The sequence below is a fragment of the Parasphingorhabdus sp. genome (assembly GCF_041748495.1).
Lineage (GTDB): Bacteria > Pseudomonadota > Alphaproteobacteria > Sphingomonadales > Sphingomonadaceae > Parasphingorhabdus.
This window is the reverse complement of sequence record NZ_JBGTDD010000029.1, coordinates 1-21,788: the sequence shown is the minus strand read 5'-3', so window position 1 is coordinate 21,788 and position 21,788 is coordinate 1. Positions and strand designations below refer to the sequence as shown.

Here is a 21,788-nt window from a genome sequence, read left to right as displayed (position 1 = left end):
ATCATGATATCAAACAGGATAATCATAACTCAGACTCTTGATCTTTGCCATTGGCACAGTTTGAGCGGCTCAGAAATACTTCATGTTGATGGTGATCGACGTCACCCCGGGGCCGACTGAAAAAGCGGTCCTCTTGTAGCTCGGCTTGCCGAGGTTGAGGAGGTTGATGCTGGGATTGTTGGACATTGCCCCGCCGTCTTCACTGACGTCGGTCTTGCCATTCCCGTTGACGTCGTGACGCACTGCAATGCCATAGGTGCCGCTAGATGGCACAGGCACACAGAATGTCATCGACCCACTCTTGGCAGGTGTTTCGATCCGCGCAAGCCAACGGCCCTTTTCAAGCCAGTCGGCCTTGGTGCCATTGTAGCTTTGCACGCGGACATTGCCTCTTGATCCCTTGATGCCATTGACGGTCACCTTGACCGCGGGCCCAGCACCAGCCGCGCATCTGGACATATTGTTGCTGACCACCTGATTATATTGTGCGGCGGCTGGGACAGATATTGCTAGCCCGCCTGCGGCCAGCGCAAGCGAAACAATTCCTAAACTGCTGAACGGAGTCTTGGGCGTCATAGTGTTTGCAATCTTTCATTTCTGGCTGCCTACGGACAGTGCGCGGAAGCATGGATTTCAACCGCATAATTGGCGCCGTTGCACACTGAAGATTGCGGACAAGTGCCGTCAGAACCATGAATTATTCCTGAATGCGCCATCACGAACTTATAGCCAGATGGCATTCTTGACCCCACCAGATAGCTCCACTAGCCGGCTACTGCAGATTCCGGCGCCGACTTCAGTCCGGCAACTGGCTCCAAACCGGTCTCCCAAACTCGTCATCAAAAACAATATGAGCCCATAAATCGGCGTTAACCTTATATTGAGCATCGACCTGTACTGAATTCATCTATGAACACGCGCGTTTTGATAGTCGACGATCGGCCCACCAATCTGAGGATTTATGCCCAGTTTGTGACGTTGATGGGGGAAAAATATTCCGCCGTCACCTATGCGGATCCTGTCGAGGCCCTGCATTGGCTGCGCAGCCATAAAGCAGATTTAATGGTGGTCGACTACCGGATGCCACAGATGAATGGTGCGGAATTCATTCGCAAAGTCCGGATGATGCCCGGCGCGAACGAAATCCCTGCCATTGTCATAACCGCGCATCAAGATCGCGAATGTCGGCTTGCGGCTCTTGATGCAGGCGCCACCGACTTCCTGCAAAGCCCGGTTTCGCATGTCGAATTCTGCAGCCGCGCCTTGTCGCTACTGACCAAAAGCAAGAAAACAGTGACCCTGCGCAGGCGTGCGTCGGAAATTGGTCGGAAACACGCCGCGTTCGATACGACAACCACCAGCGAAGCCCCGTCGGGTAAAAGCATGCTGGAGCAAATTATCGACACGATCCCGATCATGATCAATGCGATTGACCGGTCGGGGAAGTGCCTTTTTACCAACGCTTATCAATCGGCCTTGTTTGACAAGGATCCGGATGACATGGTGGGTACGGATTTTGCTGACAATTTCGATCCCATTCTGGCTGCCAACACTCGCCGACGGGATGCTCTTGTTCTGAAATCAAGCCTCGCCATCCCCCATTATGAAGAAAAAATCACCAGCGATGGGGTCGATCTGATTTTTCATTGCAACAAATCGCCACTGCTCAATCACAAGGGCGAGACGATCGGCGTTTTGACTACAGCGGTGGACATTACCGCCCGCAAATTTGCTGAGGAACATCGAACCCATCTGGCATTGCATGACATGCTGACCGGACTTCCCAACCGGGTATTGCTCGCTGAACATGTCAAGTCGACCATTGAAAATTGCAAGAAGGCAAAAAGCGAAGCCGCTCTGTTGCTGCTGGACCTGGATCGCTTCAAAATTATAAACGATACCCGGGGGCATCATAGCGGTGACGCTCTGTTGCGCGAAGTGGCGGAACGGATTTCCAAAGTCATCGGACCAGAAGATTTTGCCGCACGTATCGGTGGTGACGAGTTTGCAGTCATTCTGAACAAGTTCGATAACATCGATTCCATCAACTCGCGCTGTTCTAAGATTCTGAAAGCGATCAGCGAACCCTATGCGATTAGCGGCGTGGGTCAGATTATCAGCGCCTCGATAGGCGTTAGCCTCATTCCCAGTGACGGCGATGAATATGAAGAAGTTCTGCGGATGGCCGATCTTGCCATGTATGATGCGAAAGCCAATGGCCGAAACTGTCATCGTTTCTTTTCGGAAGACATGAACGAGATTGCGCAAGCGGATGCCGCGCTCGAAAACGAACTGCGTGACGCATTCAAGAAAAACCAGTTTGCGCTCGAATATCAGCCCATTGTCGATGCACAATCTCTCGAATATGTCGGCTTGGAAGCTCTGATCAGATGGGATCATCCGCGGCGCGGTCGATTGCTGCCGATTCAGTTCATCCGGGTTGCCGATGAAAGCGGGCTGATGGATGTTCTCGGCAACTGGGTGATCGGCGAAGTTTGCCGTGAGATCAAATCCTACGCTGATCGCGGCATTGATCTTCCGCGCGTAGCGATCAACGTTTCGCCGAGGCAATTTCAAAATCAGAATATCTGCGATGAACTGCTTGAAAATATCGAAGCCAATGGCATCGCACCCTCAAAGATCACCATCGAAATCACCGAAGAACTGCTGATCGACAATAATGAACAAGTCCGGGCAACGCTGCAGCGTATTCGCAGCCATGGTGTCGGAATATCGATCGATGATTTCGGAACTGGCTATTCCTCTCTGCAATATCTCAGGGATCTGCCTGCCAACTGCCTGAAAATTGACCGCACATTCATTTCACGGATCGAGCATAGCGCAGCGGACCGAGCGATCATCGGAACCATCGCCCATCTTGCGCACGCGCTCGGCATGCGGGTGGTCGCCGAGGGGGTTGAAAATGATGCCCAACTGGATCTGCTGCGGATCTCGGGATGCGACGAAATTCAGGGTTTCAAGATTGCACGTCCGCAAAGGGCTGAAGATCTTTTCAAATTGTTTGATGGCCAGAATAATAATTCTCCTAGCCGTGCGGCCAAAGGCTAGCCGACTTGTTGTCCCGCCCATCGCACGCGCCGGCCAAGGCGCATAGCCACCATCGCCATCCGAAAAGTGGGATGGACGGCCAGATGCGCGATCGCGAGCATGAAATGATCAAGAATCGGATCATTCTGATCATTCTAGCTTGGTCAGCTTTTGCCATCCTGGGCGGGTCGCGCGGAGTGATCATCGGGTTCGGCGTCTATTTTGCGGTCAGCATAGCGGTAGCGATCGCCTATCGCTTGCACCCCCAACCTTCGAGTTTGAGACGATTCTTGGGCCTATGTATCGATTTCGGCGCTGCCGCATTCCTGTTTCAGATCGGCGGGGAGAGTTTCGCCGCCGTTTATCCAGCGTTGCTTTGGGTGATTCTCGGCAACGGCTTTCGCTTTGGAGTGAAATGGCTGTTTCTGGCGTCGGCAATGGCAGCGATCGCCTTTGGATGGACCATCTATAGCGTTGATTATTGGCGTAACAGCCCCTCGTTGTCGATTGGCTTGCTGATCGGATTGATCGTGATACCGGCCTATTGTTCAACGCTCATCACTAAAATCTCGCAGGCCAAGGAAGAAGCCGAAGCTGCAAACAAGGCCAAGAGCCTGTTCTTGGCGAGCATCAGCCATGAGTTGCGCACACCGCTCAATGCCATCATTGGCTACGGGACGCATTTGCTCGACATGAAATTGCCCGAAAAGCAGCATCAAATGATTGCTACCAGTGTGTCTGCGGGGCGCCATTTGTTGCACCTGATCAACCAGCTTCTGAACTTCGCACATTCCGACTCTCGCGAAGAACTGCCCGAACCAAAGCCATTTTCTCTCGTGGAAATCCTGTCCGAAGTCCGCGATATCATGCAGATCGCCGCCGATGAGAAAAATCTCAAACTCGTCCTTCAGGCGGAACCGAGCAGCGATCAGATCATTTCTGCACAGCTTGATTATATTCGTAATATCCTCATCAACCTTACTAGCAATGCAATTAAATTTACAGAGTCCGGATCGATCACATTGAAATGCGGGTTTAATTCGGAAATTGATCATGGACAGATGTGGGTTTCGGTAACCGACACCGGACCTGGCATTGCCGCGGACGCTCAACAGAAAATATTTGATGTATTCCAGCAAGCCAATGAGACAATCGCGAGCGAATTCGGCGGGACCGGACTGGGATTGGCAATATGCCAAAAACAGGCCGGTCAGATGAGTGGCCACATTGCCGTGGACAGCGAACTTGGTAGCGGCAGCACTTTCACCCTGTCCTTCCCGGTGGAAATTGTGAATGTGGAAGAATCTGATGCAGGCCAGAAAAGCGTCAGGATATTGTCGCTAACGCGCAATATTGATCCACCGACCATCTGCAATGATGACAATCAACCGATTAGTATCGATCATATTCACTATCAAGGTGCGGATGACGTCGAACAAATGCTCATCCGCCGCAATCTTGAGCTTTATGATATTGCTCTAATGGATGAAGCGATTGCGCGTGCCCATGACGACCAATCACCCCTTTGGTCAATATTCCGGAAGGCCAAGCTTCCACCAGTCCTGTTGGCCGAAGGAAAACAGAAAAGCTTGAGGGATATTCAGCTGCGCGCGGCCTTTGCAACACAATTGCCGGCTGGTTCAGATTTCGGTGTAATCCGCAGTGCAGTTCAGATCGGCTGTTCGTTTGTCGGTTCGAGCGAACGGCAGGCAACAGAATCGAACGACATTCACCAACCTCCACGAATGGCACCGGTTCAAGTGCTCATTGCCGATGACAATCGAACAAACCAGATGGTCCTGGAGACGATATTGGCCAATGCTGGTCACGAAGTCACGGTAGTAACCGATGGTGAGAAAGCGCTCGATGCGCTTGAGCGAGAGTCATTCGATATCGTGTTTCTGGATGTGAATATGCCGATCATGGGTGGCATCGAATGCTGCAAGCTATGGCGGCAGATTGAGGGCCCCAGACGTCATGTCCCGATCATCGGATTGACTGCTGATTCGACCGAGGAGACCGAGAAGAAATGTCTCGACGCAGGCATGGATCTGAGGATAACGAAGCCGATTGAGGCATCAGAATTGATCGCAGTTGTCGCTTCGCAGACGGCCAAAAAATCCGGTCGTCAAGAAACCGAACTCGCGCCTGATCCGTTCGGAATCATAAGTAAATTCGGAAGTCGGAAGCGCGCGCCTGAACCACCCGCCGTTGATCCCTCGCAGCTGGATTATCTCCGCTCGATCGGAGATGAAGCTTTTGTACAATCGATCATCGAAGCCTATCTGGATGATGCCAGCGAAATCCTGACCGCATTCCGAAAGTCTGTCGACGAGGAATCAGTTAACGATTTCCGCTTCCATGCGCACGCGTTCAAGAGCGGCGCTGCCAACATTGGTGCAATTCTTCTCGTAGAAACATGTTCACGGCTGGAAATTATTACCGAAGGTGAGTTCAACAAGCACCGATTTGAATATCTCGCAACAATCGAACAAAATGTTGCAAAGGTTAGCGCCTGTCTCGCAGACATCTCAACTTTCGGTCACAACAATTTACCTGCGGAAAAAGTGGCGATAGTCTGATCAGTCGTCAGACTGCCCGTAGCGACCTTTGAATGCGTCGATCCTGCGCTGCGGCCAAGCGTTCCATCTTCCGGACATCGGCTTCATCCAGATAGAGAGCAGTCTCAGCCCATGTGTCGGTGATTTCCAGCAGTTCTTCCAGACTTACCGGATTGGCAATTTTTCGAGCCCGATAGACAGCGCGCTCAGCGTGGAAGCGATTACGATTCACCTTGGTATATTCAATGATGGCTGCTTCGCCCATTCCGTCGTCGGCCAATATATCGACAACTCCCATGTCATATAGTTCGGTGGCACTGAATAATTGGCCTTCGAGAATGAACCGCTCGGTGTCCTTGCGACTGAGGCGTTGCCGCAAAAAACTGTAGGCGCCCATTCCAGGAAAGAGATTGAACAATATTTCCGGGAGTCCCAGCCGCGCGCTTTTCTCGGCGACCAGTATATCAAATGCCAGTGCATGCTCGAAACCGCCACCCAGTGCATCCCCCTGTACGAGGGCCATGGTGATGATAGGGGCACCAAAAGCCGTGCTATTTTCATATTGCATATGGACGCAGGTACGAGCATATTTCTTCAAGGCTCCAAGATCACGCCGCCGGATGCACTCGGCAAAATGTTTCAGGTCCCCGCCAAGATTGTAAATACCGGGGGTCTTTGAGCCGCAAATAAAATAGCGCAAAGGATCGGAGTTTCGTGAACCTTCCCGCGCGTATGTGGAGTGGATCCAGTCTTGCACCTGCTGAATCTCATCGCCCAACTCATAGGTGTAGCTCGGGCGTGATTTCTGATTCATATAGCACCAGAAAATCTCGTCAGAGCGGTCAAAGCGCAGTTCGATTTCGCGGAACTGTTTTGAAAAAATATCGGGCTCGGAAATGGATGGTGGCTGGACCAGCATATCATCTGCCTCGACCGTCAAAATCGGATTAGTCTCATTGGCGGCGCGACTGCGAAAGTCCATATGATACTCCATGCCTGACGAAGGTGTTTGACGATACTCCGCCTAACGAATTCCAGCGCCTCCCGCATAAAATTTTAAGATATGCCCCATTTCAATGCAAGTAAAACTGCGAAGATTGTGTAACAAACTTAATTGATTCAGAAATTTGCTTATCTTAGAGTCATTTGAGGGAAAATAGTTCTCCGCAATTGGTTAATATCTGCCAATATTTGGCGAGCATTCCTGCTATCACTGCTTCATGTCGAAGCAGGGTTGAAATATATGGTTCGCCCCAGCAAGGTTTATTTTAGCCCGCATCTGACTCGGATCCGGCTGATTGATTGACCAGTCCGCGAAAAGCGCGGACGGCAGACCGGTTACCCTGGGTGACCTCAAAAACATCCTCGGCGATCGGCATGGCGACGCCATATTTCTTCGCCAGAGCGATTACCGCCGGCGCACTTTTTACACCTTCTGCCACCATATGCATCTCGGCAATAATCTCATCGATGGGACGCCCTTTGCCGAGCTCAACTCCCACATGACGGTTGCGACTCAATGGACTGGTGCAGGTGGCGATCATATCGCCCATTCCGGTCAGTCCCGCGAATGTTTCGGATTTGCCGCCCATCGCGACCCCCAGTCGCGTGATTTCCGCCAGCCCTCGGGTAATCAATGCCGAGCGCGTATTGTCCCCTGCTCCCAATCCGTCTCCCATGCCGACCGCGATGGCGATGATGTTTTTCAGCACGCCGCCCAGTTCGCAACCGAGCAAATCAGTATTGGTGTAAACGCGGAACAGACCCGAGTGGAACAGTTGCTGCAGCTGCTTGACGATGATTTCGTCCTCCATCGAAATTACGCTGGCTGCGGCCTGGCCCGCCATGATCTCGCGTGCGAGATTGGGACCGGTCAGAACGCCGACCGGATGGCCCGGCAGAACTTCCTCAATGACTTCCGTCATGCGTTTGCTGGTGGAAAGTTCCAGACCCTTGGTCAGACTGATGACCGGAACCCATGGCCGAAGATACTGCTTTGCTTCTTCCAGGACACTGCGGAAATTATTCGAGGGTATGCCGATGATCAGGACATCGGCACCAGCCACCGCTTCGCCGATTTCCGACGTTGCCGTCAACGCCTGCGGCAATTTTATGCCTGGCAGATATTTACTGTTGCACTGATTGTGGTTGATATCGCTGACCGACTCAGGATCCCGCGCCCAGAGCTTGATTGGCGCATTGCGCGAAACCAGCGACGCAACCGTGGTTCCCCATGATCCGCCGCCTAGCAAGCCCACTTTCAATTCCATATACCCTCCATCCACGGCTCCTCTACCGGGAGTCCATCCTGCTGCAACTGAAGGGGATTTCAGTATTTTGCAAGGAACTCGCGATGCCTTGCGGCGGTTGCTTTCGGGTTTTCGATCATCGGAACATGACCAATATCTTCGAATATGACCGATTCAGCATTGGGAATGCCCTCTTCCAGCACTTTGACGCAACTCACATCGATCAACTGGTCATGGCGGCCCCAGATGATCAGCGTAGGAGCCTTCACTTTTCCGAGTTCGTCGTTCAGAGGCTTGACTGTACCATCTTCCACCAGCGTCCAGAAAATCTTGTCGAGCAATTCGCGATGAGCAGCAAAATCCTCGTAAAAAATCTTGCGGAACTGGCCAGGGACTTTCATCGGCCTGTGCGCCACGAATGCGAGCATCCGCTTCACATCATCTGCACTGTGAATCTCGAGAGGATTCTTCCCTGCCTGGGCCTGTTTCTGGAGTTCACTTTCATTGGAGCCGACCACACCTGCATTGTTGAACAAGGTCATCGTTTTAACGCGGTCCGGATAATCGAGCGCAAAGCGTAACGCAACAAAGCCGCCCATGCTGTTGCCACCGATATGGCATTTCTCGATCCCCATCGCATCAAGGAAATCGCGAACCCGCGCTGCCTGTGTTACCATGTTATAATTCTGGCTAATATCCCGGCTATTTTCTCCAAAACCAGGCAGGTCCGGAGCGATAAGCCTATATTTTCCCACCATTTCAGGCGCGTACATTGCCCAATTATCCTTGTCGCCACCAAAGCCGTGCAGAAGCACCAGAGGCTCGGCATCCGCGGGTCCGCCTTCCAGATAAGGCCAAGCTATTTCGCCGACTTTGATCGACTTGACGGTCAGCTTGCCTTTCCTCCGCAAACTGTTCCGCAGGAAAGTGAACAAGCTGCGAGGGAACAGAGCATAGATCGCAATCAGGGCCACGATCAAGACGCCCAAGATGGTCAGAAAAATTGTCGCTGCTTCCACGTTACACTCCCCTTGCCGCCAGACGTTGGTCCAGCCAGTCGGTCATATCGTTCAAAACCTTGTCTTTTTCCGGTTCATTGAAAATCTCGTGAAACAGTTCCGGGTAGACGATCAGTTGCTTGTCGGATGAGATTATCTGACGATCCAGAAATCTGGATCCTTCGGCGCTGGCCAGACTGTCCTTTTCACCGTGAAGCATCAGCATCGGCAGCGAAATCTGCCCAGCATGTTTTTGAATTTTCGTCATATTGTTCAGCATTTCTGCTGCCAGCCTGGCCCCCATTTTTCCATTGTAGACAAGCGGGTCGGCAAGATAATCGGCAACCACCTTTGGATCACGACTGACTCCATCGGGGTCAAGCTCAAGCACCCCGAGTTTCGGGAAAAAGCGGGATAAAAAGCCGATGATCGCCTTCAAAAATGCCGAAGGTTCTTCCGCTGCCTTGATCGCCGGGCCGGAGAGGACGCAGGCGAAAAATCTGGACTGGTCGGTCAGCAGGTAGGTGGCGGAAATCAATCCTCCCATACTGTGGCCTACGAGGATGACAGGCAGGTCCGGAAAATCCTGCTTGGCGCATGCCACCAACTGATCGACGCCGTCGTGAAAAACGGAAAATGCGGGTACAAATCCAGGAATGCCGTCAGACCGGCCATGTCCCCAGTGATCGACAGCAAAAACCGCATAATCCTTGCCGACACAATGTTCGGCAAAATAATGGTAGCGGCCGACATGTTCGGCATAGCCATGAACAAGCAAGATGATCGCCTTGGCATTGCTGTCAGGAAGCCATTTTTGGAAATGCAGGGTCGCTCCGGCTGCCTTGGAAGTAGCCGGGAGTGTCAGCGTCCCATCTTGCTGTCTCAAGCGATCTTCCTTTTCATCACCAATTCATGATCGTGCGCCAGCTCATTTTCATATTCGAACAGGATCCGGTCCAGCGTCTGACTGATCTTGGTCTGCGTGCGAACCATCTCGATTTTGGGCCAGGCCGTGCGCTCTCCAAGCTGGATCAACTCGGCAATATCTTCAATCGGCAGGTTGCTCAAAATCTTGGCAGGCCCCCAGAACATGGTCGGCCGGATGATATTGATATCGCCGGTATAATCCTGATTGATCACCGACAGAGCCATGTTGGCCATGCTGTTCAAACGGGGAAAATAGGATAGCGGCTTCTGCATGATCTCCACATTGGCATTCAACCATGCCTTCATGGTTGCCGTTGTCGCATTGCGGATCGATGACAGCGGATTGCGTGTCTGGCTGAAATCGATAGCAAACGGGGTGATCAGCGGGTTCGCCTGACTGACGATATGGTGATTGACCCCATAGAGCCTTGCCAGTCGTTTGACCGGCAAGTCATTGGTAACCGAGCCATCAACCCATTTTCGGTTCGGAAGATAGGGCACACGCTCACCGTGATGATTCTTTGCCGCCAAGGTCACTGGCGGATAAATGCCCGGAACCGCACAGGACGCCAGAACCGCTTCGCGGATATAGACATTGGGCGATGCAATGGCATTCAAAAGGCGCGAAGTCTGGTGCTTTTCAGCCGGGGCGATCGAAACATTGAGATGGCGACCCGTCAGTTCATAGGCTTCCTGAAACGTGAGGTCGGGGAGCAGATCGGTCAGGCGCTGGCGAATTTCATCTGCGCGTATCTGCCGCGGCCCGCCCAGCAAGCCGCCATGCTCATCGACTTCACGATCCGAACCGATGACCAAATTCTCTGGTTTGAAAAATGGCGGGATTTCATCATCCGCATGGGTACTTATCAAGGCACCGACGACCGAGCCACCACTGGAACCGGACATGATGTGCGGCAACAGACCTTCCTGCCAAAGGGCCTTCGCGACCCCCACATGGAAATAGAGAAAAGCACCGGAGCCGCTCATCAGAAAGGCGGAACGGCCATAGCAATGTTGCGCGCGACGAAAGAAATCGAGTTTTTCCTCAAACGGAATGTCGGTCACCTTGTCGCTCGCCAGATATTCCAGCGAATTCACGATCGCATCAACATAATCTTGAATGAGCTGTTTGGTACCGAATTTTGCCTTTTGATAGAGCCGCGCATGACCCATGCCATCCATGTTCCCGTGGATGCCTTCGTTAAGTGCATAGAGGAGCCCTGCATTGTCCTGAGATTTCCAAAGCTTGGAGAGGCGCTTCAGGCGGCGGCGGATCGACGCATCGTCGAAATGCTTGCTCTCATCAGAAGCCTTCCATATGTCGACCCCGGTGGATTTGTCGTGCGCTTTCGCGGCTTTCGACCATTCGGAATAGCTCTTGGCATTCGCCATGGCTTTTTCCATTTTCAAAGTCGTGTTCAGAATCATGGTCGGCTCACTCTTTCACCAAAACTATATTTGGTAGCATTCGCCGGCCGGGAATCGGTCGGCGTGCATTCTATCCGCTCCCTATTTCACTTTCGGCTTGTCGCTGCCGATTGGTTTCGATGTTCTTGCTCGCGGCTTTTTGGCAACCCGTCGATACATCACCGAACCGTCCTTTGACGTTACGGGCGGTTTTACTGCCTCTGCCGGCTTTTTGCTTTGCTTTGCAGTGGCGCTTGGTTTGGCATCTTGCAGTTCGTCAAAAGCTCTTTGCAGGCATTCCCGGAAAAACTCAACATCGGGCATCATTTTGCGGTCAGAAATGATGCTGAAGGAAATGGTTCCGTTGTAGCTTGGCGTGGCAATGAACAGACCCATTCCGTGGGCCAGAGGGGCCAGACCATATTGATGTGTCAGTTTCGCGCCGTTCATATAAAGCTGAATCTGGGGTCCGGGAACATTGGAAACCATCAAATTGCTCATTTTCGGAGCAAAGCGTTCATCGGTCATGATCCGCGCCACACCGGCCATGGTAACGCCTGGAATATGTTTGGTGAGATCAGTCATGATCCGGGCGCTGAGCCCGGATTTTGCCGCCTTGGTTTCGCGCGTTGTGTCCCGGATCGCTTCAAGGCGCTGAACCGGGTCGGCGATATTCGACCAGATTTTTATGGTCATCGCCGATATATTATTGCCTGGATTGGACTCCTCACCCGAACGGCTTCGCGCATTGACGGGCGCCACCGCCACAAGCGATTCTTTCGGAAGCTCCTTATGCTTGGTCAAATAGCGGCGCATCGCACCGCTACAGATCGTGAGCACCACATCATTTATGGTCGCATCACTCACTTTGAGACGCATTTTCTTCAGTTCGTCCAGGTCGAACGTCACTGCATCGAACATTTTATGGGGGGTGACCGGACCATTGAACCGGGTCTCAGGTACACCGCTATCCGTTTTCTCATCGCCGCCTTTCAGGCTTTTTTGTGCTGTCGAGAGGAGCGCGGGCGTAAATTTCAGCAGCGCCTGCGTGAGTTTTACCGGTGATGTCACTGTGCTGTTGATCGCACGGCTCAATATCTCGGCAGCAGTGGGCAGATTGGTGGCGGCCGATTGGCCTTCTGGCAACGGTATCGCCGGGGTGCCTTTTATATCCTTATCCGAGATGGCGGCAAAGAAATGCGCGCCGGACACGCCATCGATGGTGGAGTGATGGATGCGCGTCAAAATGGCGTAGCTGCCCTTCGCATAGCCCGGGATGTTGTCGAGCCCCTCTACCACATACATGTCCCAAAGCGGCCGGGTCATGTCCAGAGGCTTGCTGTGATGGCGCGCCACGTGAATGCAAAATTGCCGCCAGTCACCCGGCTCGGGCAAGCGGCTATGCGAAATATGCGCCTCAAGGTCGAAATGTTCGTCTTCGACCCAATAGGGATGGTCGATATCGAGCGGCAGTCGATATAGTTTGCGTTTGAACATCGGCGAAACATCCATGCGCTTGCGCATATGTTCGATAATGTCCTTGAACCTGACCTTTCCGCCGGGAGCGGTCGACGGATCATAGATATAGACGGCCATCACATGGGTGAGATTGGTCGCGGACTGAATGTAGAGGAACTGGGCGTCCTGCGCACTCAACTGGCTAATATTGCTCTGCTCGGTCATTCATTCTGTCCTTTCGCCAGCGTGATCATTCGAATATCCTGTCGGCCAGTGCAAGAAGTTCGAGCCGGGATTTTTCCATCCGTCGGGACAGCGCTCTGAATTTTCGCAACAATGCTTTCCTTTCTGTGATCGTTTCCGCGGTGGTTTCGCCCGTCAGTCCCAGACCTGCAGCCATTCGAAAGCCATTTTCAAACAATATCTTGCCGATCGAGGCTTCGCTGGTGATCCGTCGCAACAGATAGGCCTGCCGACCTTCTTTCAACGCCATTTCCACGCAGCTCTTCTTGTCGATGGCATCACCCGCCTCGAGCCGCGACAGGATGTCCAGGACAATGGTATAGGCTTCCACGAAGGGCAGGAACACGGCGTGACCGACCAGCGGCTGGAAGCGGTTGGTGAGACTGGCCAGCTTGACACCGCCCTCCTCCAGTTTCTCCTCCCAATCCGGATCGGCCCGCAGCAATTCTGCTTTCAAATTTTCGCGATACTGCTGCTTTTCCGGGTAGAAGAACTCGAACTTGAAAAGATCGCGAAGGCGGTCGGTTTCTTCCCAGAAGACCTCCGCTGCATCGCGGTCACTGACTTCCCGCGCCTTCAGGATCGACAATTCGATGATCGCCTTGTCGAGAAAATGGTGGATGATGCTATTGCGATAATAGCTCGCGATCGGGTGCTGATCAGGCTCAATCGCGTAAACCAGGGTCGTACCCTTGTCATAGCGAACCAGCAGCCCATTATTGACCAAGGTCTCGATGACCCGCTGAACACCCTCCAGATTCTGGTCGGTCAGATCCTCGCTCATCCGGATGTCGCGCTCCCGGGCCCAGCCGACCAGAAAATTAATCACTGCGCGCAGCTCGTCTTCCGTCATCGCGCGCGGGGCTGTGCCTAGCAGGCACAGGCACATGAGCGAAGTCAATGTCAGCGGGGTCGCCCGATTGGCCTGCACGGCAACCTCGAAAGCCATTTTCGACAAGGCCAGACGATCATTCGGATTGGGTGCCTTTTTGACAATCACCGGCTCTCCAAAATCCACATAAACCTTGCCCATCGGTTCGCGCAGACTGCGCAGATATCCGATAAACCAGCTCAGCGACTCGGCTTTCTTGATCCGGCCGGTCTGTTCGCTGCAATATTCCTCGACATCGCGGATCAGGTCGAAACTGGTGACGACCGGAATGATATGCACATTTTTAATATCATTGCTGTGTGCGCTATCCATGACATATTTCAGCAGACCGTAGCGAGGCGGCATCAGCTTGCCGAGCCGCGACCTAGTACCTTCGAATGCCCAGGTCATCGGGAAGCGTTTCTCGAGCAGATAGCTCACATAATAACGCAGAACGAGCTTGTAGACCGGGTTATTCTCGAAACTCCGGCGGATGAAAATGGTGCCGGCCCGGCGCAGCATGAAGCCCAGGCCGAAAAAGTCCAGATTGATGCCGCCAAATAAATGAATCAGCGGCAGGTCGTTTTGATAGGCCAGATCAGTGGCGGTCACTCCGTCAATATAGGTTTTGTGAGTGAACAGCAGCAACGTCGGATGTTCACGCATGGTCTTGCGCAGTCGGGTCAGTTCCTTGCGATCAAAAACCACCTCGTCGTCATAACCCTGCGATAACATGAACCGGTCGAGCTTTGCCTTCATGTCGATGAACAGCGGACTGGGCCGGGCGATCAGCTCCTTCATATATTTGGCCGCTTGTTCGTAGAGCACTGCCTCACTTTTGCCCATGTCAGTCGAGAGCTGGGTCATGGCGGCGCGGAAGCGGGCATCGCTGCGCAGGCCATCAGCGACATGGCGGGGCACTTTATAGCGTCGCCCCCGCAATCCGCGCTCGGCAATGTCCAATACCAGTCCGGCCTGCCTGACCACGAAGGCGGCAAATTCGGCATAATCGGTTTGCTCGTAATCCTTGCTGAGTTCGGCAAAGCGCTGCTTGAGCTCCCCGATGGTGGCGGGTTGTCCGGTCAGGCAATGGGCCCGGCGCTTGTCGCGCAGGAGAATGGACCGGGCGCGAAAACTTCCCGGGTTACGGGGATCACCGAGAATGACGTGCCGCATTTTGACTGCTCGGCTTTTCTCGAAATTGGGGATACGCCAGGCGATCCGAACCGGCACCACCAGCGTATCCGGATTGTCCTTCAATTTTTCTTCCAGCCGCCCAAGCCGCATTTTGGCCCGCTCATCGGAGATCGGCAGACTGACCCAATTCAGTTTCCCGCCGGGTCCGCCCGCTGCGGTGGAAGTCTGGAGCCAATCGAGCAGATACCGCCGCTCGACACCATTGCGGGCATCGATCACAAATAGCTTCGGGCCTTGCAGCAGCAGCGCTCCGGAATTTGCTATCTGTGTGGCTTCGTCCATCCCCGCTCCTCGAATTCAGCTCATTCCGCCGCTTCAATCTTTCTCGACTTTGCGGGATCTGCTTTTCGGGTTGAGCTAGACCGCTTTGCAGGCGGCTTGGCAATGGATGTTTTTGATACTGCCTTCTTAGGCGCCGCTTTCCGATTGACTGGTTTTTTACCTGCAGTGCGTTTTTCCTTCGCTGCGACTGGTTTGACAACGGCCAGCTTTTTCTCTGGCGCTGGCTCTTCATTGACCAGCGCTTCGAGCGCATCTTCTTCTTCCGCCTGACCGAGAGCCTTGAGGAACATGCCTCGCACTTCAGCAACATGCACGTTCATCGTCCGGGCCGACCATTTGCTGGTGTCCACTGCTGGCAGCACATCCACCCTGACCTTGGCTGGCCGCATCAGAAATTCATTTTTCGGCGCAACATCCCCGGCATTGTGGATCACGATCGGTACCATGGGCACGCCGGCCTGGATCGCCATGTGGAAAGCACCTTTTTTGAACGGACCCAGTTTCGGTGACAGGGTGCGAGTGCCTTCCGGCGCGATGACGATCGACTTGCCGTCGATCTTGACTGCGTCGATCAGCGGCGCCATCGCCTTGATTGCGCTGCCGGCGTTGGCCCGGTCAATGAATACGGTGCCAGCCAGTTCCATCAGCTTGCCAATCACCGGCGTATCCCGGACTTCCTTCTTGGCTACCCCGCCCATGTCCCGCCGGATCAGCTTGGCGAGGATCATTACATCAGCCTTGCTCTGATGGTTGAAGACAAAGATACAAGGTCGCGAAGTCCACAGATTTTCTTCACCCGTCACCTCCAGCTCGCAGCCGGTGAGCGCCGTGGCAATGTCACCGAACAGGCCGGTGGAGAAATTCATAGCCTCGCGCTGCGATCCGGTCAGCGCCCAGATTGGCAGCGACGCAATCGCCGAACCGATCAGCGATCCGGTGGCGTAAATCGTCCGGATATAATCGACCGGCTTGCCCTGCCCGCGGCTTTCATATTTTTCCAGCGGCCAGTCCCGTTCGCGTGCTGCCTCGCGGAGTTTTGCATTCGGATTCAGCGGCCTCGGCTTGCCGACCCGTTCCAGCAATTCGATATCGTCATAGCTGTCCGAGTAGAAATAGCTTTGGTCCAGATCCAGGCCATAGCTGGCTGCGAGATTTTCCGCGGCAATGACCTTGCCTTCCCCAAAACACAGCGGGCGGATGATATTACCAGTAAATTCCCCATTTTCGACTTCATATTGCGAGCAGAGCACATGTTCGATATCGAGATCGCGCGCGGTCGGTTCAATCTGGTAGATGGTGGCGGAAGAGACAATAGCGATGGTATGGCCCTTGGCGCGATGGGCCTCGATCAGCATGCGCGCTTCGGGATAGACTTTACGGGCGATATATTTTTCGTACAACTCTTCGCCAAAATCAAAATAGCTGTCTTCGGTGACGCCTTTCATGAACTTGGCGGCGCCAGTCATCAGGCCCGAAAAGCCCATATTGCCGGTACTATATTGCGCCATCACATTGATGGTTTCGACGACTTCGTCAGCCGTCATTTCCCGTCGCTTGATCTTCTCCCACAGCATCCCGGTAGCCGAATAGCCGGCGATGATCGTACCATCGAAATCGAACAGCGCCGCGATATGCGGGCCTTCCGGCGCATCCAGCACGTCCTGTAAGTGGGTTTGATAGTCCGCGCTTTTTTTCTTGGTCATCCAGATGTCCTTTGCCCAATGCTTATCGTGCCAAAAAACATCCGCATTTCCCAGCGATAATTGGCAAAAGGGTTGATTAGCAGCGCGATTGGCAGAGAAAGTCTCCTTATGGTGCAGATCGCGAGAAGGATTCTGATACTCGGACGGCAGAAAGGGAATGTCACTGCGCGCCGGCCATGGCTTCGGTTTGATTGCAAACCCCATGCGCGGCGCCGGTTACCGATTGCCTTTCACTTGAGCATGGAATGCGAGCGGTGCCGAAACGCGAAAAACGCGCCGGAAGATTTTCCGGCGCGTCTCCTGCGAGAAATGGTGCAGTTACGGGGGTTACGCGACTAGGTCACCTGCACCATTTTCCAGAGCTGGTGGACTCAACTTTCGAGGGCTAGTTTTGCGATTGCGACGCCTTTCTAATTTCACCCTTGCTCATCCCGGTTACCAGAACATCACCCGATCCGGCGAAATTGGCGGCGGGCAATTCTGCGGTGCGGTTTCCACTTTCGACAATCACCGATTGCACTACGCCAGCACCCGATTGACGGACCGATTGAACAAGACCCACAACGCGTCCTTTGAGATCCTGGATCGGCATTCCAGTGGCAACGGCGAACATACCGCCAGCATTTGCGGCCGCACTTCCCGACGCTGCCAGTTGACCAAGGTCACCCATTGCCATGGCGCTACCACTGCCCGCCGCACTTCCGGCAAACGAGCCTGCGCCCGATGCGCTATTGACCACATTTGATGCCGCATTGCTTGCAGCCGTTCTTCCACGGGCCGCGGCATTGCGCGTCGTACCAACCACTTGCCCAACAGTCGAGCGCACAGCATCGGTCCCGACAAGATTGGCACTTGCACCGCCATTCGCGGAGGTTGAAGCAGAGCCATCGGCTGATCCCTTGACCGAACTGCTCGGCAGATCAGCGGCGCCGATCAGCGAACCATTGGCACTGGAATTGCTGTCGGCATCGGTGGCGATTTCGCCAGACCGTATATCAATCGAGCGATCGATTCGCGTAGAACTGGTCACACCACCCCTGCCCGTAATCGTTCCAGTCGTACGACCGATCGTGTCGGAACCAAGAGTGCCGCCAAGAGATCCGCCCAATCCTCCGCTGCCGCCAAGCAATTGTGCAGACGCTGGTGCAAAGGTGATCATTGCTATGGTGATTGTACTTGCGATAAGTTTTTTCATGGTCTTTCTCCTTGCAGGACGATGATATTATCGTCGTCTGATGGGAGAACGATGACGCTTTGCGTTTTAATCCCTCACTCGCAAAATATTTTGAAAATTTATCGTAACCCGCACTTGCCGCAGATCAGACCATTGCCATAGATGCTATCTGGCCCTTTCTTGCCAAGGTCTTTAGCTTCCCGGATCAACCCGTTCACCGCAGGCTCGATCTGACTGATATTTGCCGTGGGATAATGAGAGAACAGACGTGCCGCCACAAACGGCGTCGCAAAAGACGTACCGCGAAGCGCCACTAGCTTCCCATCAGGCGAAGCGCCTTTGATGCCGGCGCCCGGTGCGGCAAAATCGACCGGCGTTGCTGTTCCGGCCTCCGGCAGTGCGCGTTCCCGGTGATCGACTCCGGTTACTCCGATCACGCCCTTATAGGCAGCCGGAAACCGCGGCGGAGCGGCAGGGCCATCATTGCCGACTGCTGCGACAATCAATATTCCTTTCCGTTGAGCAGCTTTGATGGCTCGTGCCAGAAGGCCATTGTCCGGACCCACCAGACTGATCGCCACCACTGGAACATTCCGCTGGGCCATCCAGCCCAATGCCCTGGCGATGGCGGTTGCATTACCACCGGCCGGATCACTGCCATAAATGTCGGCCGCGAGAAGACCAGCTTTATCGGTTCTGAGGCTTGTGGAGAGCAGGGAAGCAATAGCGGTGCCGTGACTGCTCGCAACCGGCGCTCCCCGGGCAAAACCCCGCTGCTCGACAGGCATCGCAATCGCGCTATGGCGCGCGACGCCGCCATCGATCAACCCGATCGCTCCAGATCGCACCTTGCTGTTGGCTAATAGCATTGCATTGGCAGGCAGCGGATTGGAACCGCTGGCAAAATAGATGTTGTCCGCGCTGATTTCCGCTTCGCGCGCCAGCTTTTGCAATTGCTTCTGCTCCGACTTCAGCGATTTCCCCGCTCGCGTTGCAAATTTCACGTAGCCGAGACCCAGCCCCTCGATCTCGGTGCGCTCCAAGATTGGAAAGCCTTCATTCTGCGCTCGTTCCAGCGATGCCTCCGATATGCCAGTGGCAATCAGCACAGCGCGAACGGCAGCGTCACCATTGCGATCCCGCTCCACATGATTGCGATTCTGGCGCAAGAAATCGTGCAGCCGCTGAATTCTGAGCCGGTTCAAAGCTGTCCTGAGCTCTGACGGCCTCAACTGGTCCAGAGCGCTGTAGTTCAAAATCCCGTTTGCCGGATCGATCAGCGGATCGGATATCTTGCCCATCGGTGCATCGGGTAGCGGAAGAACTGGACCGACGGTTGGCAAGGCCAATTGAGGCAAGACAGCGGCTGGCACGATCAGGTACAATATGGCGGCAACCCATTTGACTGTGGTCTTCATTTCTACTTCCCTAAGACCCGATCCCGGTTTGGCAACATCGAGTCGATTGCATTTATTTCATATTGGTGGATTAAACGAACCAGGTCCGTCGTTTGATCCATAGACCATGAATAAAGGATATCCGCGCTGAATGGCCTTTGAACAGGAATTGCTGGAGCTACTCCCGCGATTGCGGCGTTTTGCCCGCAGCCTTACGCGCGACATCAACGATGCAGATGACCTGTGTCAAATGGCCCTCGAGCGTGCCCTGATCAAGCGTGACCAGTGGCAGGCAGGAACTAGACTGGATAGCTGGATGTACAGAATTACCCGCAATATTTGGATCGATACGGTACGCGCTGCAAGTCGCCGCGAACATGTCGCCAATGATGATGGTGCGATGGAAAATATCGCGGGAGATGATCATCGACGCATGGAAAGCCGCATGGAACTCAATGATGTCGACCGTGCCATGGACCGCCTTCCAAGCGAGCAGCGCGAGGCCGTTTCGCTCGTCCTGGTCGAGGGTTTTGCCTATAAGGAAGCCGCCGCTTTGCTGGACATTCCGATCGGGACTTTGACATCGCGGCTGGTGCGGGGCCGCGAAGCCCTGCAACGCGAACTAGGAGAAGCCGCATGACCTTTGATGATCAGACGATCATGGCTTATGTCGATGGAGAATGCGATGCGGTGACAATCAAGCGCATCGAGAAAGCCATGACTACTGACACCGTCCTGGCCGAGCAGATTGGCAGGGCGCGCGCGTTGCGGGACAGGGTGGCAGGCCATTATGCGCCGGTCACAAGCGAGGAAATCCCGGACCGTCTTGCCGCGCTCCTGACCGCCGCTGCAGCGTCCAACGTGGATAGCAGCTTCGCCGCGCGGAAATTCGAGCAGGAGACAGCGACGCGCGCGCCTCGCGGCATCGGCGTCGCCCAATGGGGCGCGATGGCGGCAACCTTGGCCCTGGGCATCATTGTCGGTCAATATGGTCTCGGCGATGCCTCTGATGCACCCTTTGCCCAGGAAGGCGGCGCGCTGATCGCCAGCGGCGCTCTGGACAATGCTCTGGAAACGCAGCTCGCTTCTACCCAGACCGATGACAGTGATTTTCGCGTCGGTCTGACATTCCGCGCCAAGAACGGCACCATCTGCCGAAGCTTCACGGGCGAGGCGGTCTCCGGGATTAGCTGCCGCGAAGGGCAGCAATGGCACATGGTCAGCACGTTGCCCGGCGGCCCACAGAGCGACTATCGTCAGGCGACGAGCGATGCGATCAACGAGGTCGCGGCGGATATGATGGCTGAGGCACCAGTGGATGCCGGAGCCGAACGCAAGTTGCGGGAAACAGGCTGGCGATAGGTTTGCCCGGCAGCCGCTGTCGATCCGGCACCCGCAAGGGTGAGCATCATCGTTATTTTGCGTATCGCCGCATTTCTTTTTTGGTTGATGGAAAGAGACCGAAGCCGCCTTGCAATTCCTCGGGGAAGCAGGCTTTTTCCCGCTGACTGCAGGGCTTTATTCCTGCCCGGCCCCTGCCCTCGACCCGATAGAATTGCGCTACACTCCAACATCGCCCAATATGGGTTGCAGCGCTGCGGGATGATCGCTACACGCTGCCCGGTCCATGAGGTGCGTTGGCTGAGTGGTCGAAAGCGCCGCACTCGAAATGCGGTATGCCAGCAATGGTATCTAGGGTTCGAATCCCTAACGCACCTCCACCGACCCTTTCGGTCACGCTTCAGATTATGCGGCCCTCAAAAATATCCCGCTAGAAAATTATCAGGGTCACACGGGTCACACCCCCTCTAGCGGAATTATCGCGGGTGGCTGAAACGGCCTATAGGCTCAAACCCGACGCGCCAATTTGCTTACCGTTCAGGGCAAGCTCGATCCATCCGATCGCGGCTCTGTGTGGGGGCAGGATTACTCGCAAAACAGAAAAGGCGCAGCATCATGCCATTGGCTTACCAGACAGGTGAAGGTTTAGGAAAGTCCTTTTCGGCTCGCATCGGCTCTCGGCAAACCAGTGTGGGGAGATCCCCCGTACCATCGCGATCGTTTAGCAGGCATCAAAAACTTGTCAGAAGCGCCCATACCAGTCCAGGCGATTTTAGCCGTCAGAGCCGCATCGGACCAGGTCGGAATTGGCCTACCCCGACAGCTTCAGCGTGTCCATCTTGGGCAGATCCAGCTGATAGGACCGGTCTGCGGCTTTCTCACCCTCGGCGCTGCACTTATTCAAATCGACCTTGACGACGGAGCCGGTGCCC

General features: G+C 54.3%; 15 protein-coding genes and 1 tRNA gene. 5 read left to right on the top strand and 11 right to left on the bottom strand.

What is annotated here, in order from left to right:
• Positions 1 to 69 precede the first annotated feature (69 nt).
• Entirely contained in the window at positions 70 to 576 is a 507-nt protein-coding gene (locus ACEW8J_RS02380) for a DUF2141 domain-containing protein (protein WP_373490028.1), read from the bottom strand.
• A 333-nt stretch (positions 577 to 909) separates the two neighbouring features.
• Between ACEW8J_RS02380 and ACEW8J_RS02375 the strand changes: the two genes are divergently transcribed.
• Together ACEW8J_RS02375 and ACEW8J_RS02370 are read left to right on the top strand one after the other, a co-directional pair.
• Positions 910 to 3,069 (top strand): EAL domain-containing protein, encoded by a 2,160-nt coding sequence (locus ACEW8J_RS02375; RefSeq protein ID WP_373490027.1) that lies wholly within the window; start codon positions 910 to 912, stop codon positions 3,067 to 3,069.
• A gap of 83 nt (positions 3,070 to 3,152) precedes the next feature.
• Positions 3,153 to 5,630, top strand: a complete 2,478-nt coding sequence (locus ACEW8J_RS02370; RefSeq protein ID WP_373490026.1) for a response regulator — start codon at positions 3,153 to 3,155, stop codon at positions 5,628 to 5,630.
• A 7-nt stretch (positions 5,631 to 5,637) separates the two neighbouring features.
• On the opposite strand, the gene ACEW8J_RS02365 is transcribed toward ACEW8J_RS02370, so the two are convergent.
• The 10 genes from ACEW8J_RS02365 to ACEW8J_RS02320 form a co-directional block, all read right to left on the bottom strand.
• Entirely contained in the window at positions 5,638 to 6,591 is a 954-nt protein-coding gene (locus ACEW8J_RS02365; RefSeq protein ID WP_373490025.1) for a crotonase/enoyl-CoA hydratase family protein, read from the bottom strand.
• Positions 6,592 to 6,877: 286 nt separating this feature from the next.
• Positions 6,878 to 7,879: an NAD(P)H-dependent glycerol-3-phosphate dehydrogenase gene (locus ACEW8J_RS02360; RefSeq protein ID WP_373490024.1), complete on the bottom strand. Its 1,002-nt coding sequence runs from the start codon at positions 7,877 to 7,879 to the stop codon at positions 6,878 to 6,880.
• Between the two features lie 59 nt (positions 7,880 to 7,938).
• Positions 7,939 to 8,877: an alpha/beta fold hydrolase gene (locus tag ACEW8J_RS02355; RefSeq protein WP_373490023.1), complete on the bottom strand. Its 939-nt coding sequence runs from the start codon at positions 8,875 to 8,877 to the stop codon at positions 7,939 to 7,941.
• Position 8,878: 1 nt separating this feature from the next.
• Positions 8,879 to 9,742 carry a lysophospholipase gene (locus ACEW8J_RS02350; RefSeq protein WP_373490022.1) on the bottom strand — a complete coding sequence of 288 codons (864 nt, stop codon included), beginning with the start codon at positions 9,740 to 9,742 and terminating at the stop codon, positions 8,879 to 8,881.
• Positions 9,739 to 11,211: a DUF3336 domain-containing protein gene (locus ACEW8J_RS02345; RefSeq protein ID WP_373490021.1), complete on the bottom strand. Its 1,473-nt coding sequence runs from the start codon at positions 11,209 to 11,211 to the stop codon at positions 9,739 to 9,741. The genes ACEW8J_RS02350 and ACEW8J_RS02345 overlap by 4 nt, the downstream gene beginning before the upstream one ends.
• An 81-nt stretch (positions 11,212 to 11,292) precedes the next feature.
• The gene (locus tag ACEW8J_RS02340; RefSeq protein ID WP_373490020.1) at positions 11,293 to 12,873 is read right to left on the bottom strand and encodes a wax ester/triacylglycerol synthase family O-acyltransferase; all 1,581 of its coding nucleotides are present in this window, start codon (positions 12,871 to 12,873) and stop codon (positions 11,293 to 11,295) included.
• 25 nt (positions 12,874 to 12,898) lie between these two features.
• Positions 12,899 to 15,241 carry a glycerol-3-phosphate 1-O-acyltransferase gene (locus tag ACEW8J_RS02335; RefSeq protein ID WP_373490019.1) on the bottom strand — a complete coding sequence of 781 codons (2,343 nt, stop codon included), beginning with the start codon at positions 15,239 to 15,241 and terminating at the stop codon, positions 12,899 to 12,901.
• 20 nt (positions 15,242 to 15,261) lie between these two features.
• The gene (locus tag ACEW8J_RS02330) at positions 15,262 to 16,944 is read right to left on the bottom strand and encodes an HAD-IB family hydrolase (protein WP_373490018.1); all 1,683 of its coding nucleotides are present in this window, start codon (positions 16,942 to 16,944) and stop codon (positions 15,262 to 15,264) included.
• Between the two features lie 385 nt (positions 16,945 to 17,329).
• Positions 17,330 to 18,139, bottom strand: a complete 810-nt coding sequence (locus tag ACEW8J_RS02325) for a hypothetical protein (RefSeq protein ID WP_373490017.1) — start codon at positions 18,137 to 18,139, stop codon at positions 17,330 to 17,332.
• Positions 18,140 to 18,237: 98 nt separating this feature from the next.
• Positions 18,238 to 19,536: a S8 family serine peptidase gene (locus ACEW8J_RS02320; RefSeq protein ID WP_373490016.1), complete on the bottom strand. Its 1,299-nt coding sequence runs from the start codon at positions 19,534 to 19,536 to the stop codon at positions 18,238 to 18,240.
• 130 nt (positions 19,537 to 19,666) lie between these two features.
• On the opposite strand from ACEW8J_RS02320, the gene ACEW8J_RS02315 reads away from it, so the two are divergent.
• The 3 genes from ACEW8J_RS02315 to ACEW8J_RS02305 all read left to right on the top strand — a co-directional run bounded on the left by ACEW8J_RS02315 (position 19,667) and on the right by ACEW8J_RS02305 (position 21,236).
• Complete coding sequence (locus ACEW8J_RS02315; RefSeq protein WP_373490015.1) at positions 19,667 to 20,155, top strand: RNA polymerase sigma factor; 489 nt, start codon at positions 19,667 to 19,669, stop codon at positions 20,153 to 20,155.
• Positions 20,152 to 20,877, top strand: coding sequence for an anti-sigma factor (locus ACEW8J_RS02310; protein WP_373490014.1), 726 nt, complete (start codon positions 20,152 to 20,154; stop codon positions 20,875 to 20,877). Before ACEW8J_RS02315 ends, ACEW8J_RS02310 begins: the two co-directional genes overlap by 4 nt.
• A 269-nt stretch (positions 20,878 to 21,146) precedes the next feature.
• Positions 21,147 to 21,236, top strand: a tRNA-Ser gene (locus ACEW8J_RS02305).
• The last annotated feature ends 552 nt before the right edge of the window (positions 21,237 to 21,788 follow it).